The 18,043-nt window shown below is 63.2% G+C and carries 15 protein-coding genes; 6 read left to right on the forward strand and 9 right to left on the reverse strand.

Going from position 1 to position 18,043, the window contains the following annotated elements:
- The first annotated feature begins 18 nt into the window (after nucleotides 1-18).
- Together MBR110_RS31200 and MBR110_RS31205 are read left to right on the forward strand one after the other, a co-directional pair.
- Nucleotides 19-1,677 (forward strand): NRAMP family divalent metal transporter, encoded by a 1,659-nt coding sequence (locus tag MBR110_RS31200; RefSeq protein ID WP_027813552.1) that lies wholly within the window; start codon nucleotides 19-21, stop codon nucleotides 1,675-1,677.
- Nucleotides 1,678-1,875: 198 nt separating this feature from the next.
- Nucleotides 1,876-2,097 (forward strand): hypothetical protein, encoded by a 222-nt coding sequence (locus MBR110_RS31205; protein WP_027813551.1) that lies wholly within the window; start codon nucleotides 1,876-1,878, stop codon nucleotides 2,095-2,097.
- 566 nt (nucleotides 2,098-2,663) lie between these two features.
- On the opposite strand, the gene MBR110_RS31210 is transcribed toward MBR110_RS31205, so the two are convergent.
- The 9 genes from MBR110_RS31210 to MBR110_RS31250 form a co-directional block, all read right to left on the reverse strand.
- A complete protein-coding gene (locus MBR110_RS31210) occupies nucleotides 2,664-3,266 on the reverse strand; it encodes an undecaprenyl-diphosphatase (RefSeq protein WP_027813550.1) in 603 nt (200 codons plus the stop codon).
- Between the two features lie 31 nt (nucleotides 3,267-3,297).
- On the reverse strand, nucleotides 3,298-4,503 hold the full coding sequence (locus tag MBR110_RS31215; protein ID WP_046196988.1) for an MFS transporter: 1,206 nt from the start codon (nucleotides 4,501-4,503) through the stop codon (nucleotides 3,298-3,300).
- A 108-nt stretch (nucleotides 4,504-4,611) separates the two neighbouring features.
- Nucleotides 4,612-5,112: a DUF2127 domain-containing protein gene (locus tag MBR110_RS31220; RefSeq protein ID WP_034176083.1), complete on the reverse strand. Its 501-nt coding sequence runs from the start codon at nucleotides 5,110-5,112 to the stop codon at nucleotides 4,612-4,614.
- A 63-nt stretch (nucleotides 5,113-5,175) separates the two neighbouring features.
- Nucleotides 5,176-8,313: an efflux RND transporter permease subunit gene (locus MBR110_RS31225; RefSeq protein ID WP_027813547.1), complete on the reverse strand. Its 3,138-nt coding sequence runs from the start codon at nucleotides 8,311-8,313 to the stop codon at nucleotides 5,176-5,178.
- Between the two features lie 65 nt (nucleotides 8,314-8,378).
- On the reverse strand, nucleotides 8,379-9,446 hold the full coding sequence (locus MBR110_RS31230) for an efflux RND transporter periplasmic adaptor subunit (RefSeq protein WP_027813546.1): 1,068 nt from the start codon (nucleotides 9,444-9,446) through the stop codon (nucleotides 8,379-8,381).
- Nucleotides 9,446-10,840, reverse strand: a complete 1,395-nt coding sequence (locus MBR110_RS31235) for a TolC family protein (RefSeq protein ID WP_027813545.1) — start codon at nucleotides 10,838-10,840, stop codon at nucleotides 9,446-9,448. The genes MBR110_RS31230 and MBR110_RS31235 overlap by 1 nt, the downstream gene beginning before the upstream one ends.
- Before the next feature lie 161 nt (nucleotides 10,841-11,001).
- Entirely contained in the window at nucleotides 11,002-11,283 is a 282-nt protein-coding gene (locus tag MBR110_RS31240) for a DUF4148 domain-containing protein (RefSeq protein WP_046543880.1), read from the reverse strand.
- 124 nt (nucleotides 11,284-11,407) lie between these two features.
- Nucleotides 11,408-12,688 (reverse strand): sensor histidine kinase, encoded by a 1,281-nt coding sequence (locus MBR110_RS31245; RefSeq protein WP_027813544.1) that lies wholly within the window; start codon nucleotides 12,686-12,688, stop codon nucleotides 11,408-11,410.
- Nucleotides 12,678-13,367 (reverse strand): response regulator transcription factor, encoded by a 690-nt coding sequence (locus MBR110_RS31250; RefSeq protein ID WP_027813543.1) that lies wholly within the window; start codon nucleotides 13,365-13,367, stop codon nucleotides 12,678-12,680. Before MBR110_RS31250 ends, MBR110_RS31245 begins: the two co-directional genes overlap by 11 nt.
- A 253-nt stretch (nucleotides 13,368-13,620) precedes the next feature.
- Between MBR110_RS31250 and MBR110_RS31255 the strand changes: the two genes are divergently transcribed.
- The 4 genes from MBR110_RS31255 (at nucleotide 13,621) to istA (ending at nucleotide 18,041) form a co-directional block, all read left to right on the forward strand.
- Complete coding sequence (locus MBR110_RS31255) at nucleotides 13,621-14,601, forward strand: chromate resistance protein ChrB domain-containing protein (protein WP_027813542.1); 981 nt, start codon at nucleotides 13,621-13,623, stop codon at nucleotides 14,599-14,601.
- Nucleotides 14,598-15,782, forward strand: coding sequence for a chromate transporter (locus MBR110_RS31260; protein WP_027813541.1), 1,185 nt, complete (start codon nucleotides 14,598-14,600; stop codon nucleotides 15,780-15,782). Before MBR110_RS31255 ends, MBR110_RS31260 begins: the two co-directional genes overlap by 4 nt.
- Nucleotides 15,783-15,816: 34 nt before the next feature.
- On the forward strand, nucleotides 15,817-16,281 hold the full coding sequence (locus MBR110_RS31265; protein ID WP_269150517.1) for a hypothetical protein: 465 nt from the start codon (nucleotides 15,817-15,819) through the stop codon (nucleotides 16,279-16,281).
- Nucleotides 16,282-16,484: 203 nt separating this feature from the next.
- Nucleotides 16,485-18,041: an IS21-like element IS408 family transposase gene (gene istA, locus MBR110_RS31270; RefSeq protein WP_011875599.1), complete on the forward strand. Its 1,557-nt coding sequence runs from the start codon at nucleotides 16,485-16,487 to the stop codon at nucleotides 18,039-18,041.
- Nucleotides 18,042-18,043: the final 2 nt, after the last annotated feature.

The raw sequence follows: 18,043 nt of genomic DNA on the forward strand, positions 1-18,043 counted from the left end.
AATCCGGGAACCATAAAAATGTCTACGCCAACTGATCTCTCACCACCCACGCTCGGGCGGGAACGCACCGCAGTCCTCGATTCGGCCCATCTGGGCGACATCAAGGGAGCGCTCGGCACCATTGCCCACCACGACACCGCCCCGCGCACGACATGGTGGGCGCGCTTTCGAACGTTGCTGGCTATTCTGGGCCCGGGCCTGATCGTCATGGTCGGCGACAACGACGCGGGCGCCTTCAGCACCTATACACAGGCTGGCCAGAACTACGGCACGACGCTGCTGTGGACGCTTCTGCTGCTCGTGCCCGTCCTCTTCGTCAACCAGGAAATGGTCCTGCGGCTCGGTGCGGTCACCGGCGTCGGGCATGCGCGGTTGATCTTCGAGCGCTTTGGCAAGTTCTGGGGGGCGTTCAGCGTGATCGATCTCTTCCTGCTCAACGCGCTCACGATCGTCACCGAATTCATTGGCATCACGTTTGTGCTCGACTTCTTCGGCCTCTCCCGTATCGCGGGCGTCTGCATCGCCGCAGCGCTGACGATGGCCGCTGTCAGTACGGGGAATTTCCGGCGCTTCGAGCGCTTCGCCGTCGTGCTGTGTGCGCTGAGCCTGCTCCTTGTTCCCGTGCTGGTGTCGATACATCCGCCGGTTGGCCAGATGACGCGCGACTTCTTCATCCCGAACTGGCCTGCGCACTCGAAGCTTTCGGATGTGATGCTGCTCGTCATTGGTATCGTTGGTACGACGATCGCACCCTGGCAGCTGTTCTTCCAGCAGAGCTATGTGATCGACAAGCGCATTACGCCGCGCTTCATGAAGTACGAGAAAGCCGACCTGTGGATCGGCATCGCACTGGTGCTGATCGGCGCAGTGGCCATGATGGCGTTCAGTGCCGCGCTGTTCTCGGGAAAGCCCGAATTTGGCAATTTTACGGATGCGGGCGGCGTCATCACCGGCCTTGAAAAATACGCCGGCCGTACCTCGGCCGTGCTGTTTGCGATTGCGCTCTTCGATGCGGCGATCATCGGCGCAGCGGCAGTCTCGCTGTCGACCGCCTATGCGATTGGCGACGTGTTCAAGATCCGTCACTCGCTGCATCGGGGCGTGACGGACGCGAAAGGCTTTTACCTTGTGTACTTCGGCATTGTCGCGCTGGCTGCCGTAATCGTACTGATTCCCGGTAGCCCCCTCGGACTGCTGACCGAAGCGGTCCAGACGCTCGCCGGCGTGTTGCTGCCGAGTGCTACGGTGTTCCTGCTGCTCCTGTGCAACGACAAGGCCGTGCTCGGACCATGGGTCAACTCCAGAAAGCTCAACCTGTTCACAGGGGCGGTGATCTGGGTGCTGGTGATGCTGTCGATCATCCTGACCGCGTCGGTGATGTACCCGGATATCAGCGGTGAGACGATTCTCGTAGTACTCGCGGGCGGAACCGTGCTGGCCATCGCTGGCTATGCCGTGACGGCTGCGCTGCGCAGAGGTAGCAGGGACCCCGTGGGCTCAACCCAGGCATGGCCAGAGGGCGCACGCGACACGTGGCGCATGCCGCCGCTGAACGATCTGCCGGCGCCGAACCTGACGCTGGCCAAGCGTGTCTGGATGGGAGTCCTGCGCGGCTACCTGCTGCTGGCCGTGGGGCTCGTCGTGCTCAAGGTCGTGCAGATGACCCTGTTGAAATAGCGCGCTGCATCAGTCGTTTCACGCGTGCAGCTGCACGCAGCTCAGTTCAGGGCGCGTTTGTTGTGACCCGCACCTCAATCCCGCCGGAGCATACAGCGGGACGCCCGGTGGACGCCAGATGCCGGCCGGATGGCCGTTGAGCGGGGCGCGACAGGAAATGGTAACCGCAGTGGCCGATCTTGCTGAGGAGGAATTGTCGTGAAGTACCTGAAAAACCGGGATGCAGCGTGGATCGCGATGCTTCTGGCCGGGTTTGTGGTCCTGGCTTTCATGTTCGCAGCCAGAAACACCGGCGATATCACATTGGGAGACACCTCGAGCGCGGGTGCGAGAGCGCCTGCACCGCATCAGGTTACGACCCACTGCCTGATTTACGGGAAGTACTGCCTCGGCGAGTCGTTACGTGCAAGCCAGGGCTGAGCAGTGGCGAGCCGGGTATGCCCCGGCCTCGCACCTGAACGCAGGGTGCGCGACGCGCCTACGCCTAATTTCCCGGTGCGGGTAATCGTTAATATCTGAAGCTTCGGGTATTAACGAATCACGGCCAACCCTCTAGTTCGGCCCGGCTGATGCCGTGATGAGGATCGGCCGGGATTCGTAAATTTTCGCCAGAAGCGGTTTAACGCATTGGTGAGTAAAAGAAATTCGTTGTCGTCGAAGGAGCGTGGTATCTCGCAATACTGAATTCTGGAGACTGTGCCCCCTTCGGCAAAGACATGCCCGCTCGCTCCAGGGGTTTGAGGAACCTGGCCCCCCAATGAGTTCAGGCATGGCTAACAGTACCAACGGCAACTTGGCGTCCGCGCCCACAGAAATAGCGATCGCGAGAGACGGAGCATCTGATCGCCGAAGTCGATGGCGTCCAAGAAAAGTGAGTTGAGTGATAGGGCAGCGCTGGCCCACCCGCAAAAACCGCTCGCAAGTTCGTCATAGGACTGCTTCAACCAAGGGATGTCGCGGACCTGTTTGCTGCATGTACGGCTCCGTTAAGGTCGCAGCCATCGTCGGCCAATCGGCATAGCCAATACCTTCCTGTACAAGGCAATCGAAGCCCCGGTTACCACCCTGCCCCCGACTCGCCAGAACGGGCTGCCAAGCATGTAGGCGATCCAGGCGACAATTGCCGCCCCGATCATGTCAAACGGAAAGTGCACGCCAACAAACAAGCGGGCCCACGCAACGGCGATATCGACGATCAGTGCAAGCAGTCCAAGTCGTCTTTTTCCTGCGTAGAAGAGTGTGAAAGAGATCGCAGAAAGCAATGTGGCGTGATCGCTCGGAAATGACGAGTCAGGAGCATGCGCGAGGAATGCATGCCCTATTCCGATTGCGAATGGCCGGGGGTGGTACCACACCATTCCGATCAACTGGTTAATGCCGAGTGCCAGGAAGCCAACAAAACATGCACGCAGGGCCATTTCCCGCCTCTCGTCGCCGCCCGCCAACCACAGGCAGACAAGTATGACAGGAGCCGCCCAGATAGCATAGTTGGCGATGATCACTCCCATTCCGATGAGCCAATGCGGCGTCGCTGGCGTGGCGTTGAGCACGAGAAAAATGGTTTGATTGAGCGCTTCGAGCGTTTCCATAAGAGGCTTTTGTCGTGAAGATCAGGATCGGTCAGCGGTTGCGCTTCTCCAGGCGTGGCGCGAAACGGCACATCACCAGTGGGACGACAGCCAGACCGGCTCCGGCAAAGAACGTCGCCGACGCGCCATGGCGATCCCACAGCCAACCGGCGATGACGCTCGCGACCAGCATGCAGACGCCGCTCGCGAGATTGAAAAGGCCGAACGAACTTCCGCGAAGTGTCTGCGGCGCTGTTTCTGCGACCATCGCCGCGAGAATGCCTTGTGTGAAACCCATGTGCAGGCCCCAGAGCGCAACGCCGAGGAGGACGGTGATGATCGACGCGCTCGTGCCCAGCACAAGATCTGCCGCGATCAGGAGCACGAGCCCCCAGGCGAGTAGAAACCGGCGATCGATGCGATCCGAAAGTGCTCCCGCGGGGTAGGCGGAGAGCGAATAGGCGAGACTCATGACCACCATCACGCCGGGAATCCACGCGATATTCAACCCGGTCTGCTGCGCGCGCAAGACAAGGAAGGCCTCGCTGAAGCGCGAAAGCGTGAAGGTGGCACCGATCGCGACCACGAACCAGTAGCGCTCCGGAAATTCACGCCATGCCCGCCAGTGCAGCGGGGACCGGAAGCGACGAGGCGCACCTTCACCGACCGGCTCCTCAATGCCAAACAGGATCAGGCCGACCGCGATGAACGCGGGTACGACCGCGAACCACAGGACAGTGCGAATGTGATCGGAAAACCCGAGCATCAATACGATTGCGGCAAGGGGTCCTGCAAATGCTCCGATCGTGTCCATCGACTGCCTCAGTCCAAAGCAGGCGCCACGAATCTCCGGGGGCGAGACGTCTGCGACGAGGGCGTCACGCGGCGCACCGCGAATCCCTTTGCCCGCGCGATCGACAAGTCGTGCGGCCGCGACAATCCCGGGTGTGCCGGCCAGCGGGAAAAGCGGCTTGGAAAGCGCGGCCAGCCCGTAGCCGAGCAACAACAGCGCCTTGCGTTTGCCAAGCCAATCACTTACGGGCCCCGAAAAGATCTTGACGATCATTGCGGTCGCTTCGGCTGCCCCTTCGAGCACACCCAGCGCGCTCACGCTCATGCCCATCGTGGTGACGAGAAAGATGGGCAGCAACGCATGAACCAGTTCGGACGAAAAGTCCATGAAGAGGCTGACAAACCCCAGCATCCGGACTGCACGGGGAATCGGAATGCGGTCGATGGTAGATGTATCAGGTAGCATCGTTCGTTGTCTGGAATCGGGAGAAAGCTGTTTTCTACCGGGCATCAGGCCGGTGCGGCGCCGCGGACTGTATCAGCTCCGCCCGACACGGGATCCCAGCCAGGCGCTCTACATTACCGCCTTCTGCCCGTTTCGGAGATATCGGTATTCGTGCCAGGTGAGGGCGATAACGACGATGTCCAAGGCCGTGACGAGCAACAACCAGACTGAGTGCGTGAATGTAAATCGATAGACCTGGTAGCCAATGAACAGGCCGAAAACAATCATGGAAATGGGAAAGTACCAAAGTCTCTCGCACAGCAAACCGATGATCAGCCACAGCTTGATCACGCCGTGTCCGAGCAGATAAATCGCCGCGAATTTCTGGGTGTCGACAGAAAGGTGCTGTACGGTATGAAGGAGAAAGTTGGCGACGAGATCATGGGGATCTTCCGCAAACTCATCCTGCGTGACCAAACGCACAAAAGTCAGAAAAAGCCGCTGCGGAACGAAGTATGTGACAACGCCGGCAGCGATTTCTGAAAGCGCGAAAATCGCCTTGAACCACAGGCTCAATTCAAACACCAGATGGAGCTTCTTCCCGTCAAGCAGCTTGTTCAGACCAATCACGGGGATCTCTCCAATGGTTCGCAATGCGGGTCGCGTTCGCTTCGTCTTTACCGTGACACCTCGTCACTGGCCATCGCCCGTTTCTCCTGATACCGCTGCTTGTCCGGGTTCGACCAGTTCCTCGCGCGCGAAACGCCCGTAACGCAGTGCCAAGGTGGGCAGTACGATCAGGTTCAGTGCGGTCGAGGTGAGCAGGCCGCCAAGAATGACAATCGCCATCGGCCCCTCGATTTCGTTACCCGGCGCGCCGCTCGTCACGGCGAGCGGCAGCAGGGCGAGCGCAGTCACCAGTGCAGTCATCAGGATCGGCACCAGCCGTTCCGACGCACCGCGCACCGCCGTATTTATGTCCCAGGCCAGCCGGTCGACGTGCACCAGATGCTCGTAGTGGCTGATCAGCATGATTGAATTGCGCAGCGAGATGCCGAGCAGCGTGACGAATCCCACCATGCTGCCCAGCGACAGGTTCGCGCCGGTCAGCACGACGCTCAGAACCCCGCCCACGAGCGCGAAGGGCAGGTTAATCATGACCAGCAGCACGCCGCGACGGCTCTTCATTGCGAGGAACAGCAGCAGCGCGATGCCCACCAGCGCAATCCCGCCGTATGCGAGCAGGTCGCGTTGCGACTGCGCGCGCGCTTCGCTCTCACCGCTGAAGACGGCATACGTGCCCGGCGGCATCCTGATCGCGTGATTCACACGCGCCTGTGCTTCCTTTACGAAGTCGCTGACGGGCCGGCTGCCGAGATTGACCGATACCGTCTGCACGCGCTGGCCACCGTCATGTGTGATCTGGTAGCGTCCCGCGACCTGACGGATCGTCGCGAGCGAGCCCAGCGGCACGGCAAGGCCGTCGCCATTGCGCACCATGAGCTTGCCAATGTCGCCGACGGTCTGACGCTGGGCCGGGTCGAGCACAACGGCGAGGTCATAGCTGCGGCTACCCTCGTAGATCTGGGATACGGTCACGCCCGCGTAGGCAGCCTGGAGAGCATCGAGCACCTCGACGGGCCGGAAGCCCCAGCGGCTCAGGGCGTCGGGATTCAGCCGCACGTCCAGTTCCGGAATCCCGGGCGGCGAATCCACCCGCACGCTGGCGACGCCGTGGATCGTGCCGATCAGCTGGGCGATCTGCTGCGCCGTGCGATCGATGACGTCGAGATTGTTGCCGAACACATTCACGACCACCGGGGCCGTGGTGCCCGAAATGGTTTCGTCGATCCGTTCCTCGAGAAACGTGTTGACCGAGGTGGAGAGACCCGGAAAGCGCGCCAGCGCCTGGCGAATCCGGTAGAGCGCCCAGCTCTGGCCCGATGCCCCCATCGGCTTGAGGTCGACTTCGAACTCGGAGAGCTGCACGCCGGTGGGGTCGACCACGCCATTCGCGCGGCCCGCACGCTGTGCCACGAGACGCACGCCCGGCACCTGCATCAGCGCGTTCGAGACCTGCGTGCCGATGCGCAGCGATTCGGCGAGCGAGGTGCCCGGTGCGAGCCCCATGTGAACCGTGTAGTGGCCTTCGCGCAGTTGCGGAATAAAACTCCCGCTCATGAATGGCAGTGACGCGAGCGCCGCGGCGCACATCACCGCGACGATCACCATGACCGCCTTCACATGCTGTTCGACTTTCGTCAGCAGCGCGATGTAACGCGTCTTGAGGCGCCCGATCAGGCGCGGCTCCCGCTCGGGCAAGGGTCCCTTCGCCAGCAGTGCGAGTGCCATCGCCGGCGTGAGCGTCAGGGCGACGCCGAGCGACGCGAGCACGGCGAGAATGTAGGCGATACCCAGCGGCGCAAAGAGCCGTCCACCGATACCCGTGAGCGTGAGCACGGGCAGGAAGATCAGCGTTACGATGAAGGTGGCGAACACCACGGCGCTGCGAACTTCGAGCGAAGCACGCAGCACGACCCGGAAAGCGGGCAGCGGCTGGGGCAGCGTGCGGTTCTCGCGCAGGCGCCGGTAGATGTTCTCGACGTCGATGATGGCATCGTCGACCACCTCGCCGAGCGCGATGGCGAGCCCACCCAGGGTCATCGTGTTCAGGCTGACGCCGAACGACGTCAATACGATGATCGCGACCAGCAGCGACAGCGGAATCGCCACCGCGGAAATCACGGCGGTGCGCACGTTGAGCAGGAACAGGAACAGCACCGCGATGACCAGCACGGCGCCGACGATGAGCGCGGTGCGCAGGTGGCCGACGGCGGCCTCGATGAAGTTGGCGGGCCGGAAGACGTTGGTGTTTACGTCCACACCTTGCCGGGCGAGCGCGGGTCCGAGTCCCGCGAGCGTCCTTTCGATGTCGCGCGTCACGGCCATCGTGTTGGTCCCGTACTGGCTTTCCATCACCACCATCACGCCGGGCTTGCCCATGATCGATGCTGCGCCAACAGCAGGTGCACTGCCCCAGGTCACGTTGGCGACGTCACCCACACGAACCGCCGCGCCGTTGCTGGAACGCAGCACGACACTGGCCAGTTTTTGCGGTGTCGCGATCTGGCCATCGGCGTTGACGGCGATGCGCTGGTTGCTGTTCTCGATGAACCCGGCGCCGCGCACGCCGGTGGCCTGGCGCGCCGCGGCAATCACGTCCGGGATCGACAGGCCGTGGCGCATCAGCTTCGCGGGGTCGACCTGGATCTGCAGCTGGCGCGTCTCACCGCCGAACACAATCACGTCGGCCACGCCGGGAGTGCCGAGCAGCTGCGGTTTGACCGTCCACTGGGCGATGTCGTAGAGGTCCGCGAGCGAGCGCGTCGTCGACGTCAGGCCAATGGTGCGCACGACGCTCGTTGTCGTGGTGAGCGGCAGGAGTTGGGGTGCGGTGACGCCCACTGGTAGCGAGCCCGCAAGCCCGCCGATGCGCTCGGTGACGAGCTGCCTGACCTGCATCACGTTGGCGTGGTCATCGAACACAAGCGTGACCGAGGAGAGGCCCTGCATGGACCGCGAGCGAATCGACTTCAGGCCCGTCATGCCGCCGAGGGCATTTTCAACCGGCTGGGTGACGAGGCTCTCCACCTGTTCGCTGGTCATGCCCGGAGCGGCCGTCTGCACGATGCTCATCGGCGGCGCAAATTCGGGAAAAACGTCGAGCTTGGCGCGCGTCAGCGTAAAGAGCCCGTAGCCGGCCGCCATCACGGCCAGCGAGAAGATGACGCCGCGAAAGCGCAGCGAAAAGCGGATGATCGCGTCAAGCATGGGGCGTGGAATGGGACGTGGAGTCGCGTTGTTCTGGGCAGGTCATGCACGGTACGGTCGCAGGATCAGTCATCACATTCGGGCGGATCCTTGCACGCGGTGGCGATGCCCTGAGGCTTGAGCTCTTCGGAGAGCAGCAGTTGCGCACCCTGCGTCACGATCTGGTCGCCGGCGTGAAAGCCCGACGTGACCATGAAGCCGCGGTCGTCCTCGTTGCCGGCCGGCACGTAGCGTCGCGTAAAGCGCTCGGGGGCCGTGCGCACCCAGGCCCACGTCTGGCCGCCGTACCACACCACCGCCTGCGCCGGGATCAGCAGCCCCGATACGGCCTCGCTTGACGTCGGCACGCGTGCACTCGTGCGCAGATTGGCGGGCAGCGTGGCGTCGGCGACGTAGAGCCAGGGGCTCCCCTGCACGGCCGGATCAACGAGTGGCGAGGCGGAAAGCCGTTGGGCCGGCACCACGCGGCCGTCAGCCGTATCGACGGCGATGCGCTCGGGTGGCGCCATACCAAAACTTGTGGGCAACGTGACGCGCAGCACGACAGCCTGGCCCGACTGAAGGAGCTGGAACAGCCTCGAGGCCGGTGCGGCCGCGGCATTCGCGAGCACGTCGCCGAACTGCTGCCGCATCGCGCCGTCCAGCCCGTTCAGCGTGACCCGGGCAGACTGCAGTTTCGCTTCGTCGCCCTGCATCGTCGACTGTGCAGCCTGCAGGCTCTTCTGCGAAACATTGCGGTCGTCGGCAAACAGTGTGCGGCTGCCCTGGTACTGCGTCCTCGAACTGGCCGCCTGCGCGGTGAAGGTGTCAACGTCCGCGCGCGCGCTCGCGAGCCGGTTGCGCAGATCGAAGAGCGGCTGCAGATCGATGACCATCGCGTCGGCGCTGATGCCGGACTGGCTCATGACGGCGGCAAGCGGCGCCACCTCGATGTGGCTGGCCCGTTGGGCCTCGGGGCTCACGACCACGACCGTTTCACCGTTGACCGTCTGTACGGCGGGCGTCGGAGCCGACCGGGCTGCCGTGGCGGTCGATGCACTGGCGTCGTCAAACGCCTGGTTCAGGATGTACCAGCCTGCACCGGCAGCGAGGGCCAGCGAAATGACGGAAAGTAGGATCAGCCGGAGTTTCATTATGGTGTCTCTTCACTGAGGGTATCGCTCACCGCCTCATGACCCAGGGGTTGCTGCATCGCATCTTCGAGCGCGCCAGCGGCCTGCTGGACCGCGACTACGGCGTCGAGGTGGGCGCTCTTGCTGGTCTGGTAGTCAGCTTTCGCCTGCGTGAAGGTCAGCCGGTCCGCATTGCCGCTGGCGAAAGCCGCCGCCTGGCTTTCGAGTTGCCGGCGGGCACTTGCCAGATGGGCGTCGGACAGCTGCAGCGCTTCGAGGCTCGCCCGGTAGCGTGCCAGCGCGTGCGCAAGATCGCCGAGAATCCTGTCCTGCAACGCGCCGGTACGCGTGGCAGCTTCCTTGCGCTTCGCCTCGGCTTCCCTGATGCCGCCCTGGTTCTGATCGAAGATCGGCAACGTAATGCCGGCGAGCCCGAAGCCAATCTTGTTGGTGCCCGTGTCGTACGTGTAGCCGGAGCCGAGGTGGATGTCCGGATACTGTTTCGCGACCTCGAGCTGAAGCGCCGATTCGGCCGCGGCGTAATCGGCCAGCGAGGCGCGCAGATCGGCGCGATGGAAGATCGCCGCGCGCTGCGCATCCGTTGCGGGCGGCGCAGGCGGAACCGTATCGAAGGCGCTCAGGTCGAGCGTGACGCGGTCGAGCACGGTGACCGGCACGCCGATGGCGGCAGCCAGTTGTGCGAGCGCGTCCTGTTCGGCGCTTCGCGCGGCGGCCAGCTCGCTCTGGGCCTGGGTGTCGGCAAGGACGGCAGCGTCGACGTCGGGCTGCGAGTACTGGCCGACAGCGAGGCGGTGGCGGCTCATCACGGTGATCTGCCGCTCGGCGTCGGCCTTGGCGGACAGGAAGGCCATGCGTTCGCGGGCGGCGTAGAGGGCGAGCATGGCATCCCGGACCTGAGCGCGAACGCTCCACGCTGCGTTGACGATGTTCAGCCGGGCCGCTTCCGAGAGGTGGTTCGCCTGATCGACGCGATAGCCGCGCTTGTGCGCGGTCTCGATCGGAATATCGAGCGACGGCCCCCAGGTGAAGGGCGCTCCCGGCCCCGGGTTAGGCGTGTTGTACTGGAACGGCAACTGCAGGACCGGGTTGGGAATCGCGTTGGCGACGTCGATACCGGCGTTGGCCGTGCTCCATTGCGCACGGGCAAGGTCGAGGGCGGGGCTGTAGTAGAAGGCCGCCAGGGTGAGCATCTCACGATTCCAGACTGCAGGCGGCCAGGGCGTGACGTCGTGACCGGTCTCGCGCGCCACGTAGGCCTGCAGCGCCTCGCTCGCCAGCGTGCGCTCCTCGAATTGCCGGGCAAGCTGGGCGGGGGCGATCGGCTCGGGATGGTAGGTCGTGCAACCGGCCATCCCGGCGAAGGCGATAAAGACAAACGATAATGTGCGGCGCATTCTTGCATCCCATCGGATGGTGTGCCGCCCACCCGGGCAGCGTCCGGGGCGGATGCTACGCCACCGGTTGTGAAGTTTTCGTCAAGAAGGAACGGCCAGGACGCCGCCGGGGCGGGCATGCGGTATTGACGCCAGCTCTGTCAACGCCACATGTGCCGCTCTCAGTGGTGCCTGAACAGGGTCGGGTTCGATTGCTGCCACGTTGGCGCGCCCGCCTGGGCGTTCCCGTTCATGGATGCCCCGGAACCGGAGGTGTCGCAGTTCATTTCGGACATCTTGTCGGGGTAGCTATTTCTGGGTAGACGCATCAATCCTGACTGCTCCGCACACGCCAACTGGGCACGGACCGCGGCGCGCGTCGGGCCGGGGGTTGGCTGGGCAAATGCAAGTAAGGGGGCAATCGCAGAGGATGCGACGAAGAGTGCAGCGATTAGCGATTTCATGAGCGACTCCTTCACAATCTGGTCAATATCTGTTCCGGTAACTTACGGAACAGCCCATAAGCCCATGCTACGCAGGGGTTTGTGAAGTTTTCGTCAAGAACGCATCAGCAAGCGTGCAGTCGACTCAGGTCCGGCTCGTCGCCGGCAGGCGCAGCGAGACGCAGGTGCCAACGCCTGGCTCGCTGTCGATCCGGATCGACCATCCATAGCGATCGCAGACCTTTTTGACGATCGACAGGCCGATTCCGACGCCAGGCGTCGCAGTGCGCGGCGACCCGGCCTGGTAGAACCGGTCAAAGACATGGGGGAGTGCGTGTGCCGGAATGCCTGGCCCGGTGTCTTCGATGTGCAACCAGCCGTCTGCGTAGCGAAACTGAAGGCGTCCGTGTTCGGTATGCCGGACGGCGTTGTCGATGAGGTTGGACAGCACGATCGCGAGCGCCGACCGGTTTGCCAGCACACAAACACCGCGTTCCACAGCATTGACGACCGCCAGGTCCTTTCGGGCAAAACGGTCGGCGAAACGCGTCAGCGACGTTTCAATCAGGTTCGCGAGCGCCATCGGCTCGACCTCGCGTGCCGAATCCTCTCTCGCGAGCGTCAGCAGCGCGTTGCCGAGTTCGCGCATGTTGTCGGCCGCACGCTCGATCTGCTGCAGACGTGTGCGCGACTTGCCGCTGATCGCCGGATCCTGTTCAAGCAGTTCACAGCTCGTCTTGATTGCCGTAAGCGGCGTTCGCAGTTCGTGGCTCACATTCCCCGTGAACTCCTTCTCGCGAGCAATCATGTCGGCAATGCGCCGGTGGTAGTCGTTGAAAGCCTCCACGAGCCCGACGAGTTCCGTCTCATCGTACCTGCCGGGCTGGATCGGTACCGCCCCGCCGAGCCGCAGTTCCTTGACCTGCCGCGCGAGACCGGCAACCTGCCGCACCAACAGACCCGACAGGCCGAAGGACAGCCAGATCGTGAGCAATGCAAAGACACCTGTGCCTGCCATCAGGGCATTGATGACTTCCTTGAAATGCTTTTCGTAAATACTGAAGTTGTAAACGCGGTACAGCCGCGCCGCGCCGAGCGGCTCGATCGCGACGTGGATCTCCCGTCCGTCAATGATGATTTCGTGCGTGCCGGCAGGCAGACTCCCGATCGTCACCGGCAGCGTAATGGTCCGGCTGTCCGCGCCCGAAACATAGCCATTCATTCGGACATCGAAGGGCGGCAGCAGGGACGGGTTGGCTTCGTAACTCTTGAGCACATTCGTCATGTCGTCATGGATGAGTGCCGTGATCAGCCGCTCTTCCTGTGCCTCGGCCAGTGTCCTCACGCCGAGCGCCTGGGCGACCAGCAACGCGATGGTCAGCACCGAGAAGAAAAGCGCGACCTTGAAGCGCAGGCTATTTCGCATCTTGATCAGGTGCAACGAGCCGGTAGCCGACGCCATGGATGGTCTCGACAAGGTCGGCCTCGCCCTGCTCGCTGAGCGCCCTGCGCAGGGTGTAGATGTGCGTGCGCAGTGTGTCGCTGTCGGGCAGCTCCTCACCCCAGACTTCAGATTCAAGCTCGGCGCGAGTGAACATGCGCGCAGGCGACTGCAGCAGGATGCGCAGCAACTGAAGACATTTTGGGGGAAGCTTGACCGGATGCCCGGCCCGTTCGACGGTCATCGTCGACAGATCCAGTCTTACGTCGGCGAATAGAAGATCCATGGTGGCGACCTGCCCGCGATAGCGCTTGATCAGGGCCCCAAGACGTGCACCGACCTCCTTCAGCGAGAACGGCTTGACCAGATAGTCATCGGCACCGTGCACGAAGCCCTCCAGCTTGTCGTCCAGTGCGTCCCTGGCCGTGAGCATCAGCACCGGTGTGTCCCGCCGCGCCTCTTCGCGCAACCTGCGGCAGAGCGTGAGTCCGTCCATGCCGGGCAGCGCCAGATCGAGCAGGATGGCGTCCCACGAGTCGGCGATCGCCATCCGCAGTCCTGCCTTGCCATTGGAAGCAATGTCGACCTCATAGCCGTTACCTTCGAGATAGTCGTAGAGGTTCGCTGCGATCGCGGAATCGTCTTCGACAATAAGAACCTTCATGGACTTGCGTTCGTCACGTCTCGGCTGGAAGAGAGCTTGATGCTACCGCAGACTGCGTGTACTGGAGTCGGGAAAGCCGGATAGACGATGGGCACATCCCTATTGTGGCAGCGCTGGGGCATCCGTGGCCTGTGGTTCATCAGTGTAACGAGCGGACTGGCGCGGCCGGATGACATCGCATCTGGTCAGTCTTCTGCATCACGCCCACAAAGTTAACTTGTAGATATCGCTACATAAACGTAGCATTGTCTACATGAATACGTTGATGACCTGGTCCGTCCTTGTCCTGACGCTACCCACCGGGAATGCGACAGCCCGCATGCGCTTCTGGCGCGCCCTGAAGGGGAAAGGCTGCGCGGTGTTGCGCGACGGCATCTATCTGCTTCCTTACAGTCCTGAAGGGGAAAACATGCTGCGCGAGCTGGTCGCGGCGATCGGCGAGAGCGGTGGCGCAGCGCACCTTCTGCGCGCCCCCAGTCTCGATGCTTCGCAGGACGCGGAATTCCGCGGACTCTTCGACCTGGCCGATGAGTACGATGGCTTCATCCGGACACTGGCCGAAGCGCGCAAGACCGTGTCCGGGCAGTCCGCCACCGAACTGACGAAACTGCAGCGACGCCTGCGCAAGGACTACGAGACCATTGTCGCGATCGACTTCTTCCCTGGGGAAGCGACTACGCGCGCGGAGGTGGCGTGGCAGGATTTCGTGGCCCACGTCGATACGGTGCTCTCGCCTGGCGAGCCCCACTCGGCGGACCGCGCAATCCGCCTGCTGTCCGTCCTGGACTACCAGGGGCGCACGTGGGCAACCCGCCGACGGCTGTGGGTGGATCGCGTGGCAAGCGCCTGGCTGATCCGCCGGTTTATCGACGTGCAGGCCCGCTTCGTCTGGCTGCCCTCGCCGGACGATTGCCCGAAGGACGCGCTCGGCTTCGATTTCGACGGCGCGGTCTTCACGCATGTGGGAGAACGTGTGACGTTCGAAGTGCTGCTGGCGAGCTTCGGACTCGAAGGTGATCCGGCGCTCATGCGGCTTAGCTCAATGGTGCATGCGCTCGACGTGGGCGGCACGCCGGTGCCGGAGGCCATCGGCTTCGAAGCGATCATTGCGGGCACGCGCGAGCGTGCAGCTGACGACGACCAGTTGCTCAGTGACATGAGTCCCGTCCTCGACTCGATGTACACACACTTCGCCGCGGTCGAAAAAGCGCGCGACACGGGAAAACGTTCATGAGCACAACCACCGCACACGCGCCCGGATACAGCCTGGGCCAGATGGCGCTCTACATGCTCAAACTCGGCACGATCGGATTCGGTGGCCCGGTCGCGCTGGTCGGCTACATGCGCCGCGATCTGGTCGAACAGCGTGGCTGGATTACCGAGGGAGACTATCGCGAAGGGCTGGCCCTCGCGCAGATGATGCCGGGCCCGCTTGCGGCGCAACTCGGCATCTATCTCGGCTTCGTGCACTACCGGCTGCTGGGCGCGACCATCGCCGGTCTCGCCTTCGTGCTGCCGTCGTTCCTGATGGTGGTGGTGCTGGGCTGGGCCTACGCGCATTTCGGCGGACTGTCGTGGATGCAGGCCGTTTTCTACGGCGTCGGCGCGGCGGTCGTCGGCATCATTGCGATGAGCGCATACAAGCTCACGACGAAGACGCTCGGAAAGGACCGGCTGCTCTGGGCGGTCTTCCTGATCCTCGCGGCAGTGACCGTCGTGACCGAGTCTGAAATCGCCTGGCTTTTTATCGCCGGTGGCATCGTCAACTGGCTACGCCGCGCGCCGCCTCAATGGCTGGGCAAAGGCGGGATCAACGCGCTGGCCGCGACACAGGCACCGGCCCTTGCCGGGCCGCTGAGCGGTCTGGACCTTCCGCTGCTCGGTCAGATTGCGCTTTTCTTCACGAAGGCGGGCGCGTTCGTGTTCGGCTCAGGCCTCGCGATCGTGCCTTTCCTCTACGGCGGTGTCGTGACGGAACACCACTGGCTGAACGAGAAACAGTTTGTCGATGCGGTGGCCGTTGCGATGATCACGCCGGGGCCGGTCGTCATTACCGTGGGCTTCATTGGGTATCTCGTCGCCGGGCTGGCTGGCGCCTGCATCGCTGCCCTAGGGACGTTCATCCCGTGCTACCTGTTCACGGTGCTGCCTGCGCCGTACTTCAAGAAATATGGGCGGCTCCCCGCCGTCAAGGCGTTTGTCGACGGCATTACCGCCGCAGCCGTGGGGGCGATTACCGGCTCGGTCATTGTGATCGCAAAGCGCTCGGTCATCGACTGGCCGACCGCGCTCATCGCGCTCGCGACCGCGTTGCTGCTCTGGCGTGTGAAGAAGCTTCCGGAACCCGCAATCGTGGTTGCCGCGGCCCTGACGGGTCTCGCCCTCTATCCGCTTGTCCATCTGCACGCCCATTAATCGGGTGCGTTCACGAAAACTGTGAGGATTGCAAATGAAGACACGTCGCACGTTTCTGCATGATTCCGCCACAGTGGGGGCAGGCATGATGCTGGCCCAGGCGCAGCTGGTTCACGCGGCTAGTGCGTCGGGCTTTACCGACAGACTGGTCAACGCGGACGGCAACTACGCGGCGGCACCGCTGCCGTTTGCGTACGATGCGCTCGAACCGGTAATCGACGCCCACACGGTGGAACTCCACTACAACTTCCATCACAAGCCCGCCGCCGCTGCGGCGAACAAGGCGGAAGAAGGCTTGGCCCGGGCACGGGAAACCGGCGACTTTGCGCTGGTGAAATTCCACGAGAAAGAACTGGCGTTCCAGCTTTCCAGCCATATCCTGCATACGATCTACTGGACGAGCATTTCTGGCAAGGTTGGTGAGCCGGGAGGCGAGCTTGCGTATTCCGGCGAACGTGATCACGCATTTCGGCGGATCGTGATCATGGATTCCGAATGATCGTGATCACCCGTTTCGGTTGATCGTGATCGCTGATCACAGGTTTCCGAAACGCGTGATCACGATGCCGGAATGAGCGATCACGGGACCGAAACGGGTGATCACGTAACCGGAACGTAATCCGGGTTTGAGTCTGGCGGTGGCGTTGCGCATGTATTCACCGACGGCGTTAGCCTGCTCCCTTTTTTGCGGGAGAAGTGCCGATGCCGACACCTCGGATGAGCATGCGCAAATTGAAGGAAGTCCTGCGACTAAAGTGGGCGTGTGGCCTGACGCATCGGCAGATCAGCCGGGCTATCGGCATCAGCGTCGGTGCCGTCTCGAAGTTCGCGGCCCAAGCCAGCCAGGCGGGACTCGATTGGGCGGCAGCCGAAGCAATGTCCGACGACGAACTGGACGCGCGCCTGAGGCCTGCGGCAACCAATGCCGCGGCGACGACGACGCGACGCATCGAGCCCGACTACACGGCATTGCATCGCGAGCTGCGCCGCAAGGGCGTGACGCTGCAACTGCTGTGGGAAGAATACGCTGAAGCGAACCCCGGCCAGCGGACGTACCGCTACACGCAGTTCTGCCAGAAGTACAAGGACTGGGCGAAGTCGATCAAGCGCTCGATGCGTCAGCAGCACCGCGCCGGCGAGAAGCTGTTCGCGGACTTCGCGGGTCCCACCGTGCCGGTCCTGGCGAGCGATGGCGGCGTCGAGTTCGAGGCGCACGTGTTCGTTGCCGTGCTCGGCGCATCCAACTACACGTTCGCGTGCGCGACGCGCACCGAGACGATGGCGGACTGGATCGGCAGCCTGTGCGATGCGCTAGAGTTCATTGGCGGCGTGCCCGAGCTGCTCGTGCCCGACAACCCGAAGGCGCTGATCGCGCGACCCGACCGTTACGAACCCGGACTCGGCACGACCACGCAGGACTTCGTGAACCACTACGGCACCGCGATGCTGCCGGCGCGTCCGCGCAAACCGCAGGACAAGGCCAAGGTCGAAGTCGGCGTGCAGATCGTCGAGCGCTGGGTGCTGGCCCGACTGCGCCACTATCGCTTCTACAGTCTGGCTGAACTCAACAAGGCGATTGCAGAACTGATCGCCGACCTAAACCAGCGCCCGTTCAAGCGGCTCGAAGGCAACCGGCGTGAATGGTTCGAACGGCTGGACCAACCCGTCCTGCGCCCGTTGCCCGTGCGTCGCTACGAGATCGCCACCTTCCAGAAGTGCCGTGTGAACATCGATTACCACGTCGATGTCGGCGGCCACTATTACAGCGTCCCGCATAGCCTCGCACGGCAGGAGGTCTGGGCGCGTATCACACGCCACGGCGTAGAGATCCTGCATGGCGGCAAGCGTGTCGCTGCGCACGCTCGCTCGCGCCTCAAAGGCAAACACACGACCATCGCCGAACACATGCCGGCTGCGCATCGCGCGCACATGGAATGGACGCCTGGGCGCCTGCTCAACTGGGGCGCATCCGTCGGCCCCGGCGCCGAGGCTGTCGTGCGGCATCTGCTGACCAACAAACCTCACCCCGAGATGGGCTATCGCGCCTGTCTCGGTCTTCTCTCGCTCGCGCGCAAGTACGGCAAACACCGCCTCGAGGCCGCATGCCAGCGTGCATTGAAGATCGGCTCGCCCACGCGTCGCTCCGTGCTGTCAATCCTGGAAGCGGGACTTGACCTGCAGCCCTCGCTCCCGACCACGCCCGCCGAATGGCGCTCGCCCGAGCACGAGAACGTGCGCGGCCCCGACTACTACCACTGACC

Source organism: Burkholderia sp. MBR-1 (genome assembly GCF_013822785.1).
Lineage (GTDB): Bacteria > Pseudomonadota > Gammaproteobacteria > Burkholderiales > Burkholderiaceae > Burkholderia > Burkholderia vietnamiensis.

Coding starts and splice junctions, on each gene's coding strand:
- MBR110_RS31235 (WP_027813545.1), bottom strand. CDS start 10,840: ATGCGCCGCACATTATCGTTTGTCTTTATCGCCTTCGCCGGGATGGCC.
- MBR110_RS31265 (WP_269150517.1), top strand. CDS start 15,817: ATGAAGACACGTCGCACGTTTCTGCATGATTCCGCCACAGTGGGGGCA.
- MBR110_RS31260 (WP_027813541.1), top strand. CDS start 14,598: ATGAGCACAACCACCGCACACGCGCCCGGATACAGCCTGGGCCAGATG.
- istA (WP_011875599.1), top strand. CDS start 16,485: ATGCCGACACCTCGGATGAGCATGCGCAAATTGAAGGAAGTCCTGCGA.
- MBR110_RS31200 (WP_027813552.1), top strand. CDS start 19: ATGTCTACGCCAACTGATCTCTCACCACCCACGCTCGGGCGGGAACGC.
- MBR110_RS31230 (WP_027813546.1), bottom strand. CDS start 9,446: ATGAAACTCCGGCTGATCCTACTTTCCGTCATTTCGCTGGCCCTCGCT.
- MBR110_RS31225 (WP_027813547.1), bottom strand. CDS start 8,313: ATGCTTGACGCGATCATCCGCTTTTCGCTGCGCTTTCGCGGCGTCATC.
- MBR110_RS31210 (WP_027813550.1), bottom strand. CDS start 3,266: ATGGAAACGCTCGAAGCGCTCAATCAAACCATTTTTCTCGTGCTCAAC.
- MBR110_RS31255 (WP_027813542.1), top strand. CDS start 13,621: ATGAATACGTTGATGACCTGGTCCGTCCTTGTCCTGACGCTACCCACC.
- MBR110_RS31250 (WP_027813543.1), bottom strand. CDS start 13,367: ATGAAGGTTCTTATTGTCGAAGACGATTCCGCGATCGCAGCGAACCTC.
- MBR110_RS31245 (WP_027813544.1), bottom strand. CDS start 12,688: ATGCGAAATAGCCTGCGCTTCAAGGTCGCGCTTTTCTTCTCGGTGCTG.
- MBR110_RS31240 (WP_046543880.1), bottom strand. CDS start 11,283: ATGAAATCGCTAATCGCTGCACTCTTCGTCGCATCCTCTGCGATTGCC.
- MBR110_RS31215 (WP_046196988.1), bottom strand. CDS start 4,503: ATGCTACCTGATACATCTACCATCGACCGCATTCCGATTCCCCGTGCA.